At 68.6% G+C, this 17,373-nt stretch carries 17 protein-coding genes; 12 read left to right on the top strand and 5 right to left on the bottom strand.

Features of this window, described 5'->3' with window-relative positions; all coding sequences use genetic code 11:
• Positions 1-132: 132 nt before the first annotated feature.
• The gene (locus tag C7C56_RS09130) at positions 133-1,737 is read right to left on the bottom strand and encodes a glycerol-3-phosphate dehydrogenase/oxidase (protein WP_106757119.1); all 1,605 of its coding nucleotides are present in this window, start codon (positions 1,735-1,737) and stop codon (positions 133-135) included.
• A gap of 160 nt (positions 1,738-1,897) precedes the next feature.
• On the opposite strand from C7C56_RS09130, the gene glpK reads away from it, so the two are divergent.
• Together glpK and C7C56_RS09120 are read left to right on the top strand one after the other, a co-directional pair.
• Positions 1,898-3,415, top strand: coding sequence for a glycerol kinase GlpK (gene glpK, locus C7C56_RS09125; RefSeq protein ID WP_106757139.1), 1,518 nt, complete (start codon positions 1,898-1,900; stop codon positions 3,413-3,415).
• Between the two features lie 129 nt (positions 3,416-3,544).
• Positions 3,545-3,916 carry a translational machinery protein gene (locus C7C56_RS09120; RefSeq protein WP_106757118.1) on the top strand — a complete coding sequence of 124 codons (372 nt, stop codon included), beginning with the start codon at positions 3,545-3,547 and terminating at the stop codon, positions 3,914-3,916.
• Here the strand turns inward: C7C56_RS09120 and C7C56_RS28695 are convergent.
• Positions 3,913-5,658, bottom strand: a complete 1,746-nt coding sequence (locus C7C56_RS28695; RefSeq protein ID WP_181373093.1) for a N,N-dimethylformamidase beta subunit family domain-containing protein — start codon at positions 5,656-5,658, stop codon at positions 3,913-3,915. The genes C7C56_RS09120 and C7C56_RS28695 overlap by 4 nt on opposite strands.
• A 599-nt stretch (positions 5,659-6,257) precedes the next feature.
• Between C7C56_RS28695 and C7C56_RS09110 the strand changes: the two genes are divergently transcribed.
• On the top strand, positions 6,258-7,268 hold the full coding sequence (locus C7C56_RS09110; RefSeq protein ID WP_106757117.1) for a hypothetical protein: 1,011 nt from the start codon (positions 6,258-6,260) through the stop codon (positions 7,266-7,268).
• Here the strand turns inward: C7C56_RS09110 and C7C56_RS09105 are convergent.
• Entirely contained in the window at positions 7,265-8,443 is a 1,179-nt protein-coding gene (locus C7C56_RS09105) for a GAF domain-containing sensor histidine kinase (RefSeq protein WP_106757116.1), read from the bottom strand. The genes C7C56_RS09110 and C7C56_RS09105 overlap by 4 nt on opposite strands.
• A gap of 249 nt (positions 8,444-8,692) precedes the next feature.
• Between C7C56_RS09105 and C7C56_RS09100 the strand changes: the two genes are divergently transcribed.
• From C7C56_RS09100 to C7C56_RS09075, 6 genes are all read left to right on the top strand, one after another.
• The gene (locus tag C7C56_RS09100; RefSeq protein ID WP_229458461.1) at positions 8,693-9,715 is read left to right on the top strand and encodes an ABC transporter substrate-binding protein; all 1,023 of its coding nucleotides are present in this window, start codon (positions 8,693-8,695) and stop codon (positions 9,713-9,715) included.
• A 14-nt stretch (positions 9,716-9,729) separates the two neighbouring features.
• The gene (locus C7C56_RS09095; protein ID WP_229458459.1) at positions 9,730-10,335 is read left to right on the top strand and encodes an SCO family protein; all 606 of its coding nucleotides are present in this window, start codon (positions 9,730-9,732) and stop codon (positions 10,333-10,335) included.
• Positions 10,336-10,346: 11 nt separating this feature from the next.
• Positions 10,347-10,802, top strand: a complete 456-nt coding sequence (locus C7C56_RS09090) for a cupredoxin domain-containing protein (RefSeq protein WP_106757115.1) — start codon at positions 10,347-10,349, stop codon at positions 10,800-10,802.
• Positions 10,803-10,842: 40 nt separating this feature from the next.
• Positions 10,843-11,601, top strand: coding sequence for an ABC transporter permease (locus tag C7C56_RS09085; protein WP_106757114.1), 759 nt, complete (start codon positions 10,843-10,845; stop codon positions 11,599-11,601).
• Positions 11,591-12,331 (top strand): ABC transporter ATP-binding protein, encoded by a 741-nt coding sequence (locus C7C56_RS09080; protein WP_106757113.1) that lies wholly within the window; start codon positions 11,591-11,593, stop codon positions 12,329-12,331. The genes C7C56_RS09085 and C7C56_RS09080 overlap by 11 nt, the downstream gene beginning before the upstream one ends.
• 73 nt (positions 12,332-12,404) lie before the next feature.
• Positions 12,405-13,022 carry an LON peptidase substrate-binding domain-containing protein gene (locus C7C56_RS09075; protein ID WP_106757112.1) on the top strand — a complete coding sequence of 206 codons (618 nt, stop codon included), beginning with the start codon at positions 12,405-12,407 and terminating at the stop codon, positions 13,020-13,022.
• 162 nt (positions 13,023-13,184) lie between these two features.
• Here C7C56_RS09075 and C7C56_RS09070 read toward each other — a convergent pair whose 3' ends face one another.
• Entirely contained in the window at positions 13,185-14,144 is a 960-nt protein-coding gene (locus C7C56_RS09070) for a hypothetical protein (protein WP_106757111.1), read from the bottom strand.
• A 104-nt stretch (positions 14,145-14,248) separates the two neighbouring features.
• Positions 14,249-15,595, bottom strand: a complete 1,347-nt coding sequence (locus C7C56_RS09065) for a S8 family serine peptidase (protein ID WP_229458448.1) — start codon at positions 15,593-15,595, stop codon at positions 14,249-14,251.
• A gap of 93 nt (positions 15,596-15,688) precedes the next feature.
• On the opposite strand from C7C56_RS09065, the gene C7C56_RS09060 reads away from it, so the two are divergent.
• The 3 genes from C7C56_RS09060 to C7C56_RS09050 are packed head-to-tail and all read left to right on the top strand — an operon-like array spanning position 15,689 to position 17,369.
• Positions 15,689-16,195 (top strand): RNA polymerase sigma factor, encoded by a 507-nt coding sequence (locus C7C56_RS09060; RefSeq protein ID WP_106757110.1) that lies wholly within the window; start codon positions 15,689-15,691, stop codon positions 16,193-16,195.
• Entirely contained in the window at positions 16,192-16,986 is a 795-nt protein-coding gene (locus C7C56_RS09055; RefSeq protein WP_106757109.1) for an anti-sigma factor, read from the top strand. Before C7C56_RS09060 ends, C7C56_RS09055 begins: the two co-directional genes overlap by 4 nt.
• Before the next feature lie 17 nt (positions 16,987-17,003).
• Positions 17,004-17,369, top strand: coding sequence for a hypothetical protein (locus C7C56_RS09050; protein WP_106757108.1), 366 nt, complete (start codon positions 17,004-17,006; stop codon positions 17,367-17,369).
• The last annotated feature ends 4 nt before the right edge of the window (positions 17,370-17,373 follow it).

The following is a 17,373-nucleotide window of genomic DNA, read 5'->3' as shown; positions in this document are numbered from 1 at the left end:
CATATTTCGCCGTTTTCTCGGCCAATAGCTATTGGCACTGCGAAATCGTCAAAATCTGTCCCCGCCCGTCACTTTTTTCGCTTCGACTCCCTACGTCCGACAGCCTCCTAGCAGCCTGTAACCTCCGGCCCCTCAGGGCGCCGGCAAGGTCCGGTAGCGCCGCGCCATCTCGAGAAATTCATCGGCCGATACGGCCTCGCCCAACTCCTCGGACAACAGCCGCGCCACCGCCGGCGCCGCCTGCGCCGCGGCGCGCGCGTCGAGGAACAGCAGGCGGCTGCGCCGCGCCAGCACGTCCTCGACCGTGCGCGCGTACTCGTGGCGCGCGGCGAAGCGCACCATCGCCTCGGTCAGCCCGGGCGCGAGCGCGTTGGCGTGGCCCGGCAGTTGCCTGAGCCATTCGACTTCGCTGCCGTACAGGTGTTCGCCGGGCGCCTCGCGCAGCGCTGTCGTCGGCGCGCCCGGCGCGGGCGCGCCCACCAGCCGCAGGTGGGCGGTCGCGGCCGCGGCCATGGTCGTCGGCAACAAATTCCAGCGCGCGCATTTGGCCAGCACGCTCTCGGCCATGGCGCGGTAGGTGGTCCATTTGCCGCCGGTGACCGTCACCAGGCCCGAGCCGCTGACCGTCACGCTATGCTCGCGGCTGATGCCCTTGGTCGGGCCGCCGTCGTCCGCGGGCGGCTTGACCAGCGGGCGCAGGCCGACCCAGACGCTGCGCACGTCCTCGCGGCGCGGCGCGCGCTCCAGGTACTTGCCGGCCTCGTCGAGGATGAAGGCGACTTCTTCGGCGAACGGGGCCGGCTCGCGCACCACGTCGGCGCGCGCTGTGTCGGTGGTGCCGAGGATCAGCTTGCCCAGCCACGGCACCGCGAACAGCACCCGCCCGTCGCTCGTCCTGGGCACCATCAGGGCGTGTTCGCCCGGAAGGAATTCGCGGTCCACGACCAGGTGCACGCCCTGGCTCGGCGACACGAGCGGGCGCGTGGCGCTGCCCGAGAGCGCGCCGTCCTGCGCGCGCAAGGTGTCGACCCAGACGCCGGTGGCGTTGATGACGCAATTGGCGCGCACCGCGATCTGGCGCCCGCCCAGCGTGTCGCGGCATTGCACGCCGGCCACGCGGCCGTTCTCGTGGACCAGGCCGTGCGCCTCGCAGTAATTGACCAGCAGGGCGCCGTGCGCGGCCGCGGTGCGCGCCAGCGCCAGCGCCAGGCGGGCGTCGTCGAACTGGCCGTCCCAGTACTTGACGCCGCCAAACAGGCCGTCTTGGCGCACGCTGGGCAGGCAGGCCCCGGTGCGCTCGCGGCCCAGCCATTCGGTGGCGCCGAGGCCGGCCTTGCCCGCCAGCACGTCGTAGATCTTGAGGCCGATGCCGTAGAAGGGCGCCTCCCACCAGCGGTACGAGGGCATCACGAACGCGAGCGGCTGGGCCAGATGCGGCGCGTTGTGGAGCAGGTTGGCGCGTTCGTGCAGCGCCTCGCGCACGAGCTTGATGTCGCCCTGGGCGAGGTAGCGCACCCCGCCATGGACCAGCTTGGTCGAGCGCGAGGACGTGCCCTTGGCGAAGTCGTGCGATTCGAGCAGCACCACAGACAGCCCGCGCTGGGCCGCGTCGAGGGCCACGCCGAGCCCGGTGGCGCCGCCGCCGATGATGGCCAGGTCGTATTGCTGCCCCTGCGCCAGGCGCGCGATCAGGTCCGGGCGCGCGGTGTGAAGCGGGGTCGAGGAGTAGGCTTGCATTGGCGTTGTGGGTTCGCGCGACCCGTTGGTCGTGTTCGTTTGACGGAGGTTATAGTATATTTTAATAGCGAAGAGCATAAACCGCCCCCCGCGGGTCCCGTCAACCTCGAACATTACAGCTGCGCCGGCTCAAGCAAACGTGGGCGGGGCGGCCCCCACCATGACCTATTTGCTTGCACTCGACCAAGGCACCTCCAGTTCGCGCAGCATCATCTTCGACCGCGGCGGCCAGATCGTCGCCATGGCGCAGGAGGAGTTGCCGCAAATTTACCCGCGCCCGGGCTGGGTCGAACACGATCCGATGGCGATCTGGCGCACCCAGCTCGCGACCGCGCGCGCCGTGCTGCGCAAGGCGGGGCTGCAGGCGCGCCAGATCCACGCGCTCGGCATCACCAACCAGCGCGAGACCACCATCGTATGGGACCGCAGGACGGGCTTGCCGGTGCACCACGCGCTGGTGTGGCAGGACCGCCGCGCCGAGCCGGCCTGCGCGCGGCTGCGCGCCGACGGCAAGGCCGGCCTGATCCAGGCCAGGACGGGGCTGGTGGTCGACGCCTATTTTTCGGGCGTCAAACTGAAATGGATCCTCGACAACGTGCCCGGCGCGCGGGCCCGCGCCGAGGCCGGCGAGCTCGCGTTCGGCACGGTCGACAGCTGGCTCTTGTGGCAACTGAGCGGCGGCGCCGACGACGCCACGCGCGCGCGGGCGGTGCACGCGACCGACGTCAGCAACGCCGCGCGCACGATGCTGTTCAATGTGCGCAGCAACGAGTGGGACGACGAGCTGCTGGCGCTGCTCGACATTCCGCGCAACATGATGCCGGCGGTGCTGCCGTCGAGCGCGCGCTACGGCCAGGTGCGCCCCGAGTTGCTCGGCGCGCCGGTCGACATCGCCGGGGTCGCCGGGGACCAGCAAAGCGCGCTGTTCGGCCAGGCCTGCTTCGACGAGGGCATGGCCAAGAACACCTACGGCACCGGCTGCTTCATGCTGATGCACACCGGCGAGCGCTTCGAGCTCTCGCGCAACGGCCTGCTGACCACCAGCGCGGCCCAGTTCGACGCCCAGCCGCGGTTCGCGCTCGAGGGCAGCGTGTTCGTCGGCGGCGCCGTGGTGCAATGGCTGCGCGACGGCCTGCAGGCGATCGAGTCGAGCGCGCAGGTGCAGGCGCTCGCCGAGAGCGTGCCCGACGCCGGCGGCGTGATGTTCGTGCCCGCGTTCACGGGGCTCGGCGCGCCGTACTGGGACGCGCGGGCGCGCGGCACCATCTGCGGCATCACGCGCGGCACCACCAGCGCCCACATCGCGCGCGCCGCGCTCGAGAGCATCGCCTTCCAGAGCGCGGCCTTGCTCGAGGTCATGAACCGCGACGCCAGGGCCGGCGGCGGCTGCGGGGTCCGGCAGTTGCGGGTCGATGGCGGCGCCTGCGCCAACGACCTGCTGATGCAGTTGCAGGCCGACCTGCTCGGCATCGAGGTGGTGCGGCCCGCGATCATCGAAACCACGGCGCTGGGGGTGGCCTATTTGGCCGGGCTGGGCAGCGGCTTGTACGCGGGCACCGCCGAGCTTGGCGCCCAATGGCGCGCCGAGCGCACCTTCAGGCCCGAGATGGCGCCGGCGCGGGCGGCCGAACGCATGGCCGAGTGGGAGCATGCGGTGCGGCGCGCCACGGCGGCGTAGGGGGAGGGCGGGCGCTGCGGCCTACGTGCGGTTCCGAACGGAAAAAATCGGCGAAGGGGCGCACACTCGCCTCATTCGGCAATGGGGCATGGGCCCCGCGCACGCTCACTCCCACAAGGAAACACCACCATGTCATTCAACCACGTCGTCATCTGGCTCGACCAATCCGAAGCGCACGTCATCCATTTCACGGCCGACGCCGCCGAGTCCGAAGTCATCAAGACCGGCGCGATCCATAAAAAAGCGGGCGCCGACATCAGCATCAAGGAAGAGGAAAACATTCCGTACATGAGCGAGATCGCCGCCTCCGTCAAGGAAGCGCACGCGATCCTGGTGGTCGGCCCCGGCCAGGAGAAACTGTCGTTCATGCGCTACCTGAACAAGCACGAGGCGCTGATCGCCGACAAGGTCGTCAGCGTCGAGACGGTCGACCATCCGAACGATGGCCAGTTGCTCGCCTACGCGCGCAAGTATTTCGTCAAAGATAGTTCGATGGCTTAAGCTTCAACCGCGCCGGCGTCCGCCGCCAGGCCAGCTTTGGCGGCGGGCGCCGCGCCGGCTCCGCGCAAAAAGCGCGCGAACACATTGCGCATCATGCGCGACAGCACGGCATCGACGACCAGGCTCCCGCCGAACGTGATCGAGCCGACCGCAAACACCCCGCCCCCGCCCGCATGGGTGAAGTACGTCATATCGGCGCCGCTGCCCCAGGCGTTGCACCCCTTTGCCAGATGCACCAGCCCGGCCGGACGCGCGCGCGCGTCGATCGTGTCGAGCTCCCAGCCCGACGCGCCCTGGTACTTGGTGCCGCGCTCGCCGATCAGGCTGCCCTTTTTGACGCCGGTTCCGGCGAAAATCCAATGCCCCGGCGAGAGCACCCGGTACGGCTTGAAGCCCGATTTTTGCCCCGCGCGCGTGAAGCGGATGCCGACCGCGCGCGTCTCCGGGCGCCCGTGGTCGCGCCACCTGCCGCCGGCCTCGTCGATGAAGCTGTGCCGGCCGCAGTCGTGCCGGACCTCGAGCTGGTGGCCGCGCGCCGCCGTCTTCCAGAACAGGCCGTTGGCCGACAGGTAGGCGAGGTTGCCGCCGCCGTCGAGAAAACGCTCGAGCCCGTCGTACATCGGCCCGGTCCAGTATTCGCTGTGGGTGTTGAGCACCAGCGCGCGGTGGCGCGCCAGCAGGCCCGGATCGGCGTCTAGGTCGCTGTCGCTGTAGAGGTCGTAGTCGATGCCCTCGCGTTCGAGCCAGGCCAGCACGTGTTTTTCCTCGCAGGCGAGATGGCCCCTGGCGTCGATCATGGTGGCCGCCGGGTTCGGGCGCAATTGGTGCACCACGAAGATATCGGGGCGGTGCAGGCCGTCGTCGATGTGGTATTCGTAGATCGAGGCGCCAGCCCAGGCGTTGTAGGCTTGCCAGGTGTTGGTCGAGGCCAGCACGGCGAGCGCCGCCGCCGCTTCGCCCACCTTTCTCTTGACGACGAAGGTGATGTCGAACAAGGCGCCGCTGCAATCGGACAGCCGCGCCACGTATAGGCCGGCGCGCCAGCCCGGGTCGGTCTGCAGCACCGTCGTGCGGTCCCAGTCCGCGCCCTGCTCGTAGGCGTTCTGGGCGTAGTCCTGCGCGCGGCCGGGCACGTCATCGATCCGCAGCCGCGTGGCGGCGCTGGCGCCGAAGCGGATCACCTCGACCGCAAAAAGCGCCTGCGGGCTATGCACGAACAGCGCCAGCGGCTCGCCGGCCGTCACGCTGATGCTGCCCGCATAGCCTTCGAGCGGGTGGTCGTTGCGCACCCGCCGGGCCGGATCGAGCGGCGAGGTGTGCAGGGCGAAACCGCTCACGAGCACCGGGAACTTGCCCGTGTTGACCACGTCGACGCGCAGCCCGCCGCTGCGCAATGTGGCGCAAGGCAACTCGACGATGAACCATCTCGGCATGTTTAACAAGCTGCGCAGCGCCGACTCGAGCCGCAGGAAAAGAATGTGCCGGCGCAGCCGGTTCAAGCCCGTCGCCGCCAAGGGTCGCGCCGGCCCCGAGTTGATCTCATGCGTGCGCTGTCCGTGCGCGTCATGGAAGGTGAACTTGAGCACGGCCAACGCGTGCATGCCGTAACACTGGAAGCGCAGTGTCACCTGCGCGACCGTGGCGGCGTCGGCGAGCGCGAAGTGTTGCGAGCACAGCATGCCCGGTGCGATCGGGGCCTTGCCTTCGAAAAAAACTTCAGTGGGGTGTCCGGGGTCGCTCATGGAAACTCGATGGTGATGGGGAGTTTTCGATGTTTGCACTTCGGGAAAGACGGCGCCACGATGCCCGTCAAGCCTCGTGGAAATGGTCCTGAGCGTGTCGTTTGAACGGCCACGCTGCGCGGGCGGTCAAGCGCGCGCGCAAGAGATCGGGATGCCAGCGCGGCTAAAGGTTCCCGAACGAACTTGTTAGCCTGGAGATTCGTATATATTTGGCAATTTGCCCGGCCGGCGACCGCATGCCCCCTCCAGAATGTGCCGCCTCCCAAAAGGCCCTATTTCACCCGGTTCAACCCTACATTGCACGATAGCGCTGCGGATTCCGGTGATAGTCACACGACACCGTCCGCGCGCCATGCGATCTCTCCTGTTTTAAGTCTGAAACTGAACGATACGTGGTTTGCGTGTCTAACTAAGTACAGACTAAGTACACGCCAGCGTTGTCGTAAAAAAATCGTGCAAGCACCGGATCCAGGCGTGCTGTCGTCGGACCGCGTCGCGCAGTTGTCGGGCCGAGTCGCGCAGATATCGTCCGGGCGCGTGCCGCTCTCGTGCAATGCCGGGCCAATATGCGGTCAAATCGGAATAAAAGGAGAAAAGCCATGAAACGCCACCACCCAGCCGTCTACGCCGAGATCCCCATTTCGCAACATATCCACAAGCAAATAAGCCTGGCATCGGTCAGAAGCTTCTTCGAAAAGGAGGACTGGGAAATCGTCACCGAGGCGGTCGAGGAGTGGATCTGGCGCCACGAACCCGATGCGCTGCCCAAGTCGGCAAATTCGGGTTACCAATGGAAGCAATTGTTCCTGCCCGATGGCACGCTGCTGCGCACCGTATTCAACGGGAAAAACCATCACGGCCTGGTCGAGGGCGATGCCATTCTCTACGAGGGACGGGCGGTCTCGCCCAGTGGTTTCGCCAACGCCGTCGGTGGTATCCGGCGCAACGCCTGGACCAGCATCTGGATCCGCTTTCCGAATACAACTGAATGGAAGCTGGCCGAAACGCTGCGTACCCGTCAACGCTCCCGCGGTGAACGCAAAGCGCCGGTAGCGGCGAAACCTGCGCCGTTGCCCACGCCGCGCGCGCCGCTTGCGGCCCCCGCGATCGAACAAGGTCATCACGCATTTGCCGCACACGAGGTGCGCCAACCCCAGCACCCAGCCGACGCCGGCACACCCAAAGCAGGCATGCCCGAAGGCGGCACGGCCGATGCTCGAACGGCCGAAGCCGGCACGGCCGAAGTCGGCACACCCAACGCCGGCATGGCCGAAGGCGGCACGGCCGAAGCTCGCATGGCCGAAGCTGGCATCGCCGAAGCCGACATCGCCGAAGCCGGCACACCCGAAGCCGGCATGGCCAAGGCCGACATCGCCGAAGTCGGCACACCCGAAGCCGGCATGGCCGAAGCCGGCAAACCCGAATCCGGCGCGAACCTTTCGGCGCCATCGGCGCGGCGCGTTCAGCGGGTTAGACGTCTCAGGGGACGTACGCGCAGGATTTCCGCCCCTCTGTCCGAGAACAAGCCGGTTTCAATCGACGATGTGGTGGACGCGCTGCGGCGCGCCGCCGGCGCTGTGGTGGAATGGTTGAGACTTGGTCCGATCTAGCGCGCGATGCGCGGCGCCGTGAAGCTGAACGTGGTCGCCTCGCCGGTCGAGGTCACGATTAGGCTGCCGCCATGCGAGCGCGCTATCTCGGAGGCGATATACAGGCCCAGCCCGAGGCCCTCGGATGGCCCGCTGTTGCTGCCGCGCCAGAACGGCTGGAACAATTGCTGCAGGGTCTCGTCCGCGATCGGCGCGCCGGCGTTGCTGACCGACAAAAACAGCGCGCCGTCGTCGCTGCGCGCGCGCACCGTGACGGGGTGGTCGGGCGCGCCGTGGGTCAGCGCGTTGACCAGCAGGTTAGAGAGCATCTGGGCGATGCGTTTCGGATCGCAATACACGGTCGTGTTGAGGTCGATCTCGCTGTCGATCACGCGCCCGCCGTGGACGTCCTTGAGTTCGGCCACGACATGCAGCAGTTGCTGGCCGAGCTCGGTGGTTTCGACCGCGTCGAGCGGGATCCCGCCACCCATCCGGCCGCGCGTGAAGTCGACCACGTCGTCGACCAGGCTGGCCATGCGGCGCCCGCTGCGCTTGATGCGCTCGACGATCGAGAGCGCGTGCGGCTCGAGCGGCAGGCGGCGCAGCAATTCGGCGCCCGTCAGGATCGACAGCAGGGGCGTGCGCAGGTCGTGGCCGAGCACGGCGATGAACTGCTCGCGCAGCTCGGAGTTGGCGCGCTCGCTAAGCAACGCGGCCTCGCTCGCGCCGATGCGCTGTTCGTCCTCGAGCTGGCGCGAGACCAGCTCGGCGAGCAGGGTCAGGGTGTCGACGATGCGCCGGTCCGACAGCGCCGCCGGTTCCGGGTCGAGCCCGCACAGGGTGCCGAAGAAATCGCCGTTGGCGCGCCGCACCGGCACCGCGATGTAGCTCTCGAAGCCGTATTGCCGCGGCGTGGGATGGGTGCAGTAGACCGGATCGACGCTGGCGTGGTCGATCACGATCGGCTGGTCGCCGGCGCGCACGCTGTCGCACAGGGTCGTGGCGACGTCGAGCTCGTCGCCGGGGCGCAGACCGAGGCCGAGCCGGTCGAGCGCGGCGCAGGTGACCCAGGCGTTGCCGGTCACGCGCGCGATGCACACGAAGCGCAAACCGGTGGTCTCGGCGACCACGCGCAGGATCGTCGGCACCGAGCTGATCGCCTGGATGGCCTGTACGTCGGAGTTTAGTGCATCCATGGTCGTGCTTTGCGATAAAAGTGAGGCGCGTCCCGGCATCCCTTTATGACCACGCGATAGTACCCCCGTTTTTGGGCGCGCGCTGCTCGGTTGGCGCGCGCCGGCGCGCCGCGGCGCTCTCATGCGGGTGTCTTGCGGGCGTATTGCGGGCGCATGGTGGTGCTGTACAATTGCCCGACCGCAGCGCGCGAGCGCCGGCAATCGACAAGGCAACCGGAGGGCAGCGCCGCAATGCAAAGTGAAGACCCCGTGACAGAGCACGCGCTGCGGCGCCGCCAGGTGCTCAAAGGCGCGCTCGCCGCCGCCGCCCCGTTCGCGCTGCCGGCGCCGGCGCTTGCCGCGCCCGCGCCGCTCGTGATCGGCGCCTTGCCCGTCACCTGCAACCTGACGCTGCCGGTGGCCTGCGCGGCCAAGGCGGCCAGCAACGCCAGGGGCGCGGGCCCGCGCTTCGACTACGAATTCAGCAAGTACGGCGGCTGGCCCGAGCTCAAGGAGTCTCTGATGACCGGCCGGGTGCAGGCGGCCTACATGCTGGCCCCGCTCGTGATGGACCTGACCGACCACCGCATCGGGCTCAAGATCGTCGCGCTCGGCCACCGCTCGGGCGCGGTGATCATGGTGCGCACCGATTCGCCGTACCGCAGCTTCCGCCAACTCAAGGGCAAGGTGATCGCTATCCCGAGCCGGTTCGCGGTCGACTACCTGTTCCTGCGCAAGATGCTCGCGCGCGAAGGGATGGGCATTAAGGACGTCGAGATCCTCGAGATGCCGCCGCCCGACATGCCCGCCGCGCTGTACGCGAAGGCGGTCGACGCCTATTGCACGGGTGAGCCGTTCGGCGCCGCGGCCCAGCGCGCCGGCTATGCGCGCCCGCTCAAGATGACGCGCGATGAATGGCGCAACTACATTTGCTGCGTGCTCACCGTCAGGACCGAGCTGATCCGCGACAACCGGCCCATGGTGCAGGACCTGGTCAACCATGTGCAGTCGGCCGGCAACTGGCTCGACGCCGGCGCGGCCAACCGCAGCAAGGCCGTCGCGATCGCGTCGGCCAGAAAGTACTTCAACCAGGACCCGAAGACGCTCGAATTCGTCATGTCTAACCCGGCCGACCGGGTCACCTACGGCGACCTGCGCATGCTGCGCCCCGAGTTCGACGACCTCATGCGGCTGTCGATCGAGGCCGGCACGCTCAAGCGCCCGGTCGCCTTCGACAGCTATGTCGACACCAGTTTCGTCAAGAACATCAAGCCCGTCCCCATCACGCTCTGACCCCAGGAATTCATTTGAAGCACGCACTCGCCCTATCGCTTTCCCTGAAGCTTTTGTTGTCCGCCTGCCTGGCCGGCAACAGCCTGGCGGCCGCGCCCGCGCCCGCGCTCAAGTCGGGGGTCTTCTCGCCGCCGCGCGCCGCCCCCGAGATCGCCCTGCGCGGCACCGACGGCAGTCAATTCTCGCTCGCCAAATACCGCCGCAAGGTGGTCGTGCTCGAATTCGGCTACACCGCCTGCGCCGACGTCTGCCCGGTGTCGCTGGCGATGCTGGCCCAGGCCAAAAAGCAACTCGGCGCCGACGGCGCCAGGCTGCAGGTGGTGTTCGTGACGGTCGACCCGGCGCGCGACAGCCCGGCCCACCTCAAACGCTACATGGGCGCGTTCGACCCTAGCTTCATCGGCATCACGGGCACCGCGGCCGAGATGGCGGCCGTGCAAAAGGCGTATGGCATCACGGTCACCAAGAAGATGGTCGAGGGCGCCGGGGGCGCCTACACGATGCACCATTCGTCCTACCTGTACTTCATCGACCGCCAGGGCATGCTGCGCGCGCTGATGCCGTTCGGGCGGCCCGCCGCCGAAGTCGTGCACGACGTCAAGCTGCTGCTCAAGCAATAGCGGGGCGGCAGATGACGCTTTCGCGCCGCCACTGGGGCTATCTGCTGCCGCTCGCCTGCCTGCTGGCGCTGCTCGGCTGGGCCGCGCTCGCGCCGCTGCGCGCGGACTCGCGCGACGAGCTGTTTGAGATTCCCAAGGGCACCTGGGAGCGCCGCATGGCCGGCGACAAGGTCGAGATCCTGCCGGGCGAGGTGCGCCTCACGCTCGGCTACAAGGATGTGCTGCTGTTGCGCAACAACGATGTGGTGCCGCAGGTGTTCGGCCCCATCCTGATCATGCCCGGCCAGGATTTCCGGCTGCCGTTCGAGCAGGCCTCGGTCAACCAGTTCGCGTGCTCGGCCCATGCCAGCGGGCAGATGGTGGTGGTGGTCGAGGCGCTGCCCAACCCGGGCACGCCGCGCCTGGTGTGGCGCATCGAAGCGCTGCTCAAGGCGCTGCGCGGCATGCGGCCGGCGCCCGCGAAGTGAACGCCTATTTACCGCCGGAACCCTATTCAGAGACGCAGCTGTGGAAAAACTAAAAGAAACCTTACCCTCGCTCGCGCTCATGGCGCTGCTGCTGGCCCTCTGGTGGATCGTCGTGCTCGCGACCGAGAGCATGATCTTTCCGACGCCGCTGCAGGTGTTCGAGGGCACGCTGGAGCTGGCCGCCGACGGCACCTTGTGGAACCACATCGGCGCCTCGCTGCTGCGCGTGGCCGCCGGTTTTTTCGGCGCGGTGCTCGTCGCGGTGCCGCTAGGCCTGTGGATGGGGCGGGTCGACGGCGCCTTCCGCACGCTCAACCCGATCTTCCAGATCATGCGCCCGATCTCGCCGATCGCGTGGATCCCGCTGTCGATCCTGTGGTTCGGCGTGGGCAACACCTCGCCGATCTTCCTCATCTTCCTGGCCGCCGTGTTTCCCATGATCGTGCAGACGGTCTCGGGCGTGCACACCATCGAGCGGCGCTACCTGCACGCGGCCGAGAACTTCGGCGTCTCGCGCGCGCGCCTGTTCCGCCAGGTGATCCTGCCGGCGGTGCTGCCCGAGATCGTGGTTGGCATGCGCATCGGGCTCGGCGTCGCCTGGCTGGTGGTGGTGGCGGCCGAAATGATCGCCCCGCGCTCCGGCCTGGGCTACCTGATCATCGATTCGCGCAATGCGGGCAACCGCTACGACCTGGTGGTCGCGGGCATGATCATCATCGGCCTGATCGGACTGTTGCTCGACGGTTTGATGCGCCTGCTGGAAAAACACAGATCGGTGAGGTGGCGTTATGGACGGTAAGATCGTTGTCAGGGACATCAAGAAAAAATTCGTCTCCGGAAAGACCTCGCTGCCCGTCGTGGGCGGCGTCAGCCTGGTGGTCGAGGACGGCGAGTTCGTCGCCATCGTCGGCCCCTCGGGCTGCGGCAAGTCGACGCTGATGAAGATCATCTCCGGCTTCGAGCGGCCCGACGAGGGCAGCATCCACATCGACGGCAAGGCCGCCCGCGGGCCGAGCCCGAAGGGCATCGTGATCTCGCAGCACGGCTCGGTGTTCCCGTGGCTGACCGTGCAGCAGAACCTGATGTTCGGCCTCAACGGCGACCAGCACGGCGACAAGGCCGCGCTGGCCGACCACCACGCGGCCATGGTCGGCCTCAAGGGCTTCGAGAACAGCTACCCGCGCGAACTGTCGGGCGGCATGCTCAAGCGCGTCGAGATCGCGCGCGCGCTGGTCGTCAAGCCCGAGATATTGTTCATGGACGAGCCGTTCTCGGCGCTCGACGCGCTGATGAACCTGCGCATGCGCACCGAGCTGCTGCGCATCCTCGAGGAGGAGCGCCACACCGTCATCCTGATCACCCACGACGTCGAGGAGGCGATCTACCTGGCCGACCGGATCATGGTGCTGTCGCCGCGCCCGACCGTGATCCAGGCGACCTTCAGCGTGCCGCACCCGCATCCGCGCCGGCTGTCGAGCCCCGCGCTGCAGCAGTTGAAGGAAGACATCCTGGCCGAGTTGGGGCTGTAGGGAGCGTGGGGTTCGAACAGGCAGCTCACGATGGCGTGCGTGTCGGCCGTCCCGATTCTGGCATGATGGCGCCATGACGACGATCACGCTGCCGCTGTTTCCGCTCACCACCGTGCTGTTTCCGGACGGGGCGTTGCCGCTGCAAATATTCGAGGTGCGCTACCTCGACATGATCAACAAGAGCATCGTCAACGAAACCCCGTTCGGGGTGGTGCTGCTCACCGGCGGCCACGAGGTGCGCACGCCCGAGGGGCAGGAGCATTTCGTCGGCTCGGGCACCCTCGCGACGGTGCAGGAAACCACGGCCAGCGCGCCCGGCCTGCTGCAGGTGACCTGCCGCGGCAACTCGCGCTTCCAGTTGCTCTCGCGCGAACGGCGCGCCAACGGACTGTGGTTCGGCCAGGCCGAGCTGCAGGACGACGACCGCCAGGTTCCCATCCCGTCCGAACTGCAGGGCGCCGCCGACGCGCTCGGGCGCGTGCTCGCCTCGCTCGACGGCATCCCCGAGCAGCGCTGGCCCGTGCTGCCGCCGTTCCGGCTCGACGATTGCGGCTGGGTCGCCAACCGCTGGTGCGAACTGCTGCCGCTGCCCAACCTGCAAAAGCACAAGCTGCTCATGCTCGACAATCCGCTGATCCGCCTCGAACTGCTGCACGACGTGCTCGACGAACACGACCTGCTGACCTCATAAAAAAGGACCGGACATCGCTGCCCGGTCCCGTTCCGCTGCCGTTTCTGCTTGCTTATTCCTTCTACCTGCTTATTCCTTCTACCTGCTTATTCCTTCTACCTGCTTATTCCTTCTACCTGCTTATTCCTTCTACCTACTTATTTCTTCTACCTACTCATTCGCTTAGTCTTCGACTGGACCGCCGTTCGACTGGCCGTTCGACTGGCCGCCGGCCGAACCGTTGGCCGAACCGTTGGCGGAGCCGCTCAGGCTGCCGTTGAGAGACGGCATCCCGGCCGACCCGACCGCCCCGGCGGCACGCTTGGCGCCGCCGACCGCGCCCTGTTTGGCCGCCCGCGCGGTGCCGCGCGTGGTCGCCACACTCGCCTGCGCATACTGGCCGGTGTTGTCGACCTGGTTCCTCGCGCCGCTGCGCGCCGCGCGCGCGCCGTCGCGAACGCCGCCCGCCGTTTCGCGCGCGCCGTTGCGAACGCCGTCGGTGCTGCCACCCAGTGCGAGGCCACCGCCGACGTTGCCGCTGCCACTGCCGTTTGCGCTACCATTGGCGCCGCTCGCGCCGCCGCCCGCATCGCCGCTGCCCAGGATGCTGCCGCTAATGCCGCCACGATTGGCGCTGCCGCTCGCGCTGCCGCTGGCGTTGCCGTCGGCCTCGCCGTTGATTTCGCGCGCCAGGCGGCCGGTGTTGCTGCCCGAGGTCGCGCCGTTGAGCGCCCCAGACTTTTCCATGCCAACCGAAGCGAGCGCGCCGCCGACCCCGCCGTTGCCGTTGCCGCTGCCGTTGCCGCCGGCCGAACCGGCACCCGACGCGCCACTGCCCGGCATGATATTGCTGACCATATCGGCCGAACCATTGCCGCTCGCTTGGCCGCCGGCGTTGCCGTTGGCTTCGGCGCGACGGGTGCGTTCGACGCCGCGCTCGAGGGTCGAGCGCGTGTTCCCGATCAGCGAATCGGCGCGGCCGAGACGGCTCGCGCCCATGCCGCCGCCGATCATGCCGCCGCCACCGATCATGCCGCCCAGCTGACCGCCGCCGCCACCGAGCAGCGGGCCGGCCTGCGCCGAGGCGGCGATGCCGAGGGAGAGGGCGAGGGCGATGTGTTTGACGCGTTGTGTGGTGTTCATGGTCGTTCTCCTGAATGTGGCGCGGACTATCCGCCGCCGATGTAAGGAGAACGATGCGGGCTCAACATTTATTCCATCGCCTCAAAAAAAAGCCGAAATTTTTTTCAGCGGAATTCGGACGGATCGATCCGGTACGCCGCGCCCACCACGCCGAGCCCGGTGTCAAGACTGGCGGCCGCGCCCGGCGCGCGCGCGGCCTGCTCCGCCAGCGCGGCCAGCGCTGCCTTGGCGGCGCCGGCGTCGGGCCCGCCCAATCGCTGCGCGAGCATGGCGGCGACGATCGGCGCCGCGTACGAGGTGCCGCGCACCTGGCGGTAGGGCCGCGCGCCCAGCGCCGCGCTGACCATATTGCTGCCCGGCGCGGCGAACATGACCTGGGGGCCGCGCGCCGCCTCCGGCAAGGTGTGCCCGCGCTTGTCGACCGCGCTCACCCCGACCACGCCGGGGTAGCTGGCCGGATACAGCGGCGGCGCGGCCGGCCCGTCGTTGCCGACCGCGGCTACCAGCAGGTGGCCGCGTTCGAGCATGGCCCCGACCACCCGCTCGAGCGTCGCATTCGGGGGACCGACCAGGCTGATATTGACGACGCCCACTTTCTCGCGCGCCATCCAGGCCAGCGCGCCGGCGATCTTGTCGGCCGAGCCGCCGCTGGCGCTGTCGCAATAGATGTCGGCCGCGTACAGGCCGGTGTCGGGCGCGACGCCGCGAAAGCGCGTCGATTGGCCCACCATCAAGGCCGCCACGGCGGTGCCGTGCTCGCTCGGATGGGGCTTGTCGGCGCAGCCCCAGCGCACCACGCGCGCGTCCTCGAAGACCACGTGCGCGGGATCGACGCCGCTGTCGACGAGGCCGACGCGCCGGGCCGTGGCCGCGCGCTGTGGGGCCGGCCCGTCCCGGGATCCGCCATGCACCGGCTTGCCGGCCGCGCCACGGTCCGCGCTGCTGCCTGTATACACATGGTTAAAGTCGTACACCCCGGCCGGGTCGAGCGCGCGCAGGCGCGCCAGCGCGGCCGCGGTGTCGCCGCCGGCGGGCACCCGCAGCACCACCAGGCGCAAGTCGTCGAGGCCGTCTTGCGCCTCTTCGCGTGCGACTTTGAGGCCCGCCTCGCGCGCGGCGGCCAGCCCGGCCGGACTGGGCGACCAGGCGAGTATTTCGCGGCGCACCGCCGGCTCGCCGCGCGGATCGGCTTCGAGCGTGTCGCCGTGTTGCTCGAGCAAGCGGGCGACCCGCCCGAGCCGCAGCCGATCGAGCCTGGCGCGGTCGGCGGCGGCCAGCAGCCGTGCTCCGCCGCCGTCGAGGCGCCCGAGCCCGAGCGGGCCTATGCGATCGCCCAGCGCTGGTCCGAGCGAAGGCAGGCCCAGTTGGGCCTGGGCCGGCGCCATGCAGGCGGCCAGCGCCAGGGGCGGGCCGAGCCTGCACAGCAGGCGGTGGGGGAGTGGAGTGCGCATTTTCGGATGATAATATAGTGAATCGGAAAACCTACTGAAATAACGTCTGGGACATGGAATAAAATCCCCGCCCCGAACGTTTATCTACTATCTATGACTTTTGCCGCCGCGCCATTACATGCCGACATTGCCGCCCTGCTGCCGCGGTTGCGCCGTTTCGCCCGCTCCATCACCTACAACCGCGAGGACGCGGACGACCTGGTGCAGGTGGCGCTCGAGCGCGCCCTGGGCCGCAGTGAACAATGGCAGGCGGGCACGCGGCTCGACAGCTGGATTTTCAGGATCATGAAAAACGCCTGGATCGATGAAATCCGCACCCGGGTGCGGCGCGACCACCTGTTCGCCCCCGAAGCCGAGGGCGAGCACGTGGGCGACGATTTCGCCGAGGCGCACCAGCGGCGCATGGCGATCCAAAAGGCGATCAGCCTGCTGTCGGACGACCACCGCATCGTGATCGGCCTGGTGCTGGTCGACGGCCTGCCCTACAAGGAGGCGGCCGAGGTGCTCGAGATACCGATGGGCACGCTCACGAGCCGTTTGGCGCGCGCGCGCGAAGCACTGCAATTATTGTTGTCCGATCAAGCCAGGAGCCTGCCATGAATATTATTTCCGATGAAACCCTGATGGCCTACGCCGACGGCGAGCTCGACGCGGCAACCCGCGCTGCGGTCGAACAGGCGATGCAGGACGATCCGGCCGTCGCGGCCAAGGTGGCGCAGCTGCGCGCGCTGCGCGCCGACGTGTTCGGCGCGTTCGCGGGGGTGCTCGGCGAGCCGGTGCCGCAACGCCTGCAGGCAATAGGGCGCACCGGCACCGTGGTCCAGCTCGACGCCGTGCGCAGCGCGCGCGCGCAGGCCGCCGGACAGCCGGCGCCGGCCGCGCGGCGCCGCTGGTCGTGGCCAGAATGGGGCGCGATGGCCGCCACGCTCGTGCTCGGCGTGCTGGCCGGCAGCATGGGGCTGGGCGCGATGGGGGGCGCGACGGGAGGCGAGATGGGGGGCGAGACGCAGCTGGCCGCGCTCGGCGGCAAGGACGGCGCGCTGATGGCGCAGGGCAAGCTCGCCGCGGCGCTGTCGAACCAGCTCAGCGGTGCGCCGCCGGCCGGCGGCCAGGTCAGGATCGGGCTCACGTTCGAGACCAAGGACGGCAATTATTGCCGCAGTTTCGCCCTCAGCGGCACGGCCGGCCTGGCCTGCCGCAGCGGCGAGGCCTGGGCCATCCCCGTGCTCACCGAGGCCAGCGGCGAGGCCCCGGGCGCCTACCGCCGCGCCGGCGTGGCGATGCCGGGCGCGGTGCTCGAGGCGATCGACGCGCGCATCGAGGGCCAGTCGCTCGACGCCGCCGCCGAGCACGCCGCGCAGCAAAAGGGCTGGGCGCCCAAGGCCCGCTAGGCCGGGGCGCCCTCGCCATGCGGATTTTCACAGACGCCGAGATCGCGTCCCTGAACCTGCTTGCCAGCGATGCGCAGAGCCGGCCCTATTTCGACGCCATGCGCTGGGCCCTGCGCTGGCACGACGAAACCCCGCAAGAGGCGCGCGGGGAAAGCTACCAGCGACTGCTCGATCTGGTCGTCGCGCGCTCGTTCATCCACCAGGGACGCGCGCGCGAACACTGGTTCGCGCTGACCCCGACCAGCTACTACGCCGACATCTGGGACGAGGCGCTGGCCCGGGCACCGGCTTGGCCGGGCTTCAAGCGGCTCGCGTTGACGAACGAGGAGCGCGCCTATCTGCATCTCGAGAGCACCAGGACGCTGACGGCGCATATTTCTTAGCTTC

The organism is Massilia glaciei (assembly GCF_003011895.2).
GTDB classification, from domain to species: domain Bacteria; phylum Pseudomonadota; class Gammaproteobacteria; order Burkholderiales; family Burkholderiaceae_D; genus Telluria_A; species Telluria_A glaciei.
Note: the sequence above shows the minus strand (reverse complement) of the source record. Positions and strands in the feature narration are given on the sequence as shown.